The following is a 3,206-nucleotide window of genomic DNA, read 5'->3' as shown; positions in this document are numbered from 1 at the left end:
ACGTTCTCCGCCCCGCTGTGGCCGAGCACGACCGCGGCCTGGGTGCGCACCAGGTCGAGGAGCAGCGCCTCCTGCTCGGCGGTGGCGAGCCCGGCCAGCCGGTCGGAGAGCTGCCTCTCGCCGGCGGTGCCCGCCGCGCGGGCCTGCTGCCGGCCCGCCCGTACGAGACCGCGCAGCAGGGGCGGCACCGCCGCACCCGCCGAGGCACTGGCCCGCACGCCCTTGAGGTCGAGCTTGACCGGTACGAGGAGTGCCTGGCCGGACACGAGGGAGGCGTCGAACAGCGCCATGCCCTCGGCCGCCGAGATCTCCAGCACCCCGCTGCGGCCGGCCCGCGCCTGGTCGACGGCGCTGAGGTGGCCGGCCATGCCGAGGGACTGCTCCCACAAGCCCCAGGCCAGGGACAGGCCGGGCAGGCCCGCCGCGCGGCGGGTGCTCATCAGGCCGTCCAGGAAGGCGTTGGCCGCCGCGTAGTTGCCCTGGCCGGCGCCCCCGGAGAGGCCCGCCACGGACGAGAACACGACGAACGCGTCCAGCTCCAGGCCGCGCGTCAGCGCATCGAGGTGGCGTACGGCGTCGACCTTCGGGGCGTACACCCCGGCCAGGCGCTCCGGGGTCAGCGCCCCGATCAGCCCGTCGTCGAACACGCCGGCCGTGTGCACCACGCCGCGCAGGGGGTGCTCGCCGGGTATCGAGGCCAGCAGGGCCCGCACCTGGGCGCGGTCCGACATGTCGCAGGCGACGACCGACACGGCCGCGCCCCGCTCGACGAGTTCGGCCTCCAGCTCCCGCACCCCGTCGGCCTCCGGGCCGCGGCGGCTGGCGAGGACCAGGTGCCGTACGCCGTGGCGGGCGACCAGGTGCCGCGCCACCACGCCGCCCAGCGAACCGCCGCCGGAGATCAGGACGGTGCCCTCCGGCCCGAACACCGCGGGCTCGTCGGCGACCTGACCGGTGGGACGGGCGAGCCGGGGGATCGACATGGCCGAGTCGCGGACGGCGACCTGGGGTTCTCCGCCGGCCACCACGGGGCCGAGGACGTAGTCGATGACCGAGTCCACGCCACCGTCGGCGGTGGGGTCGGTGTCCAGGAGGACGATCCGGTCCGGGTTCTCGGACTGGGCGGCACGCACCAGACCCCACACCGCCGCTCCGGCCGGGTCCGTCACTGCGGTCCGGCCGGCGGCCACCGCGCCCCGGGTCGCTACGACGAGCTGCGACTCCTCGAGGCCGTCCGCCTCCAGCCACGCCTGCAGCACGCCCAGCACGCGGGAGGACAGCGCCAGTACGGCGTCGTCGCCCTCGCCGCCGACGGCCTCCAGGACCGCCACCGCGGGTGCGGCACCGCTCGCGGCCACGGCGGCCACGTCCTCGGGTGAGGTCACCGGCAGCCACGACGGCGGCAGCTCCGAGTCGGGAAGCGGAGGCAGGTCGGCCCACTCGAGCCGGAACAGCGCGCCCGCGACCGCGGCGTCGACCGGCGTCCGGAGCTGCTCGGCGGAGACGGCCCGCGACACCAGCGAGTCCAGCGTCACCACCAGGGCGCCGGTCTCGTCGGCCGCCTGGACCGACAGCGCGTCCGGGCCGTTCGGCGCGACGCGCACCCGCAGCGCCGAGGCGCCCGCCGCGTGCAGCACCAGGCCGTTCCACGCGAAGGCCAGGACCGGAGCCCCGGAGTCGTCCGCCCCGGTGTCCGCCGCGTTCCCGATCGTCGCGGCCTGCAGGGCCGCGTCGAGCAGGGCGGGGTGGATGCCGAACCCGGCGGCCTCCCGGCGTAGTTCCTCGGGCAGGGCGACCTCGGCGAAGATCTCGTCGCCGCGCCGCCACACCGCGCGTACGCCCTGGAAGGCGGGGCCGTAGCCGTAGCCGCGCCCGGCCAGGTCGGCGTAGAAGTCGCCGGCCTCGACGGCTGCCGCGCCGAGCGGCGGCCAGGCGGTGAAGTCGACACCGGCCTCCTGCGCCGGGGGCGCGGGCGACAGCGTGCCGGTGGCGTGCCGCGTCCACGCGTCCCCGTCGCCGGGGGCGTCCTCGCGCTGCGAGTGGACCTCCACGGTGCGCGAGCCGCTGTCGTCCGGGGCACCCACGGCGACCTGGACGCGTACGCCGCCCTGCTGCGGCACGACGAGAGGGGCTTCGATGACGAGCTCGTCCAGGGCGCTGCACCCGGCCTCGTCACCGGCCCGTACGGCCAGCTCGACCAAGCCCGAGCCAGGGAGGATGACGGCGTCGCCGACGGCGTGGTCGGCCAGCCAGGGGTGGGACTTCAGCGAGAGGCGCGAGGTGAACACCAGGCCGTCGGAGTGCGGCAGTCGCACCACCGCCCCGAGCAGAGGGTGGCCGGCCGCCGACTGCCCGAGAGAGGCGGCGTCGGTCGCCACTGCAGTCTCGTGCAACCAGTAGTGGCGGTGGTCGAAGGCGTACGTGGGGAGGTCGACACGCGCCGTCGTGGCGCCGGAGGGCAGGATGCCCGTCCAGTCGACGGGGACACCGCGCACGAAGACCTCGGCCATCGAGGTCAGGAGCCGGCGCAGACCGCCCTCCTCACGCCGGAGCGAGCCGGTGACCACGGTGGCGGTGTCGCTCTCGTCGGCGGTCTCCGTGATCGGCTGGACCAGCACCGGGTGGGCGCTGACCTCGATGAAGGCGGTGTGGCCCTGACGGATCAACTCGGCCACGGCGGGGCCGAACCCGACCTGGCCGCGCAGGTTGCGGTACCAGTAACCGCCGTCGAGCACGCCGGCGTCCTCGACCCAGGAGCCGGTGACGGTGGAGTAGAAGGGGATCGCCGGGGCCTGGGCGTCGATGCCGGAGAGGGTCTCGGCCAGGGTGTTCTCGATGTCCTCCACATGCCGGGTGTGGGAGGCATAGTCCACGGCGATCCGGCGCACCCGGACGCCCTCGTCCGCGAGGGCGGCGAGTGCCTGGCCCAGGGCCTCGGCGTCGCCCGCGACCACCACCGAGTTGGGGCTGTTGACGGCGGCGACCTCGACCCGGTCCGCCCAGCGCGCCAGGCACGCGACCGCCTCGCTCTCGGCCAGCGCGACCGAGGCCATGCCACCCCGCCCCGCCAGCTCCTTGCCGATGGCCTGGCTGCGCAGCGCCACCACCCGCGCCGCGTCCTCCAGCGACAGCGCACCGGACACGCACGCCGCCGCAATCTCACCCTGCGAGTGCCCCACCACCGCATCCGGCAGCACACCCACCGA

General features: G+C 75.8%; 1 protein-coding gene. It reads right to left on the bottom strand.

Features of this window, described 5'->3' with window-relative positions; translation table 11 throughout:
* On the bottom strand, positions 1-3,179 hold a 3,179-nt coding region (locus ABZ340_RS36475; RefSeq protein ID WP_358786194.1), incomplete at its 3' end, for an SDR family NAD(P)-dependent oxidoreductase.
* Positions 3,180-3,206: the final 27 nt, after the last annotated feature.

This window comes from Streptomyces sp. NPDC006134, assembly GCF_040628835.1.
Lineage (GTDB): Bacteria > Actinomycetota > Actinomycetes > Streptomycetales > Streptomycetaceae > Streptomyces.
This window is presented reverse-complemented; position numbering and strand designations above follow the sequence as displayed.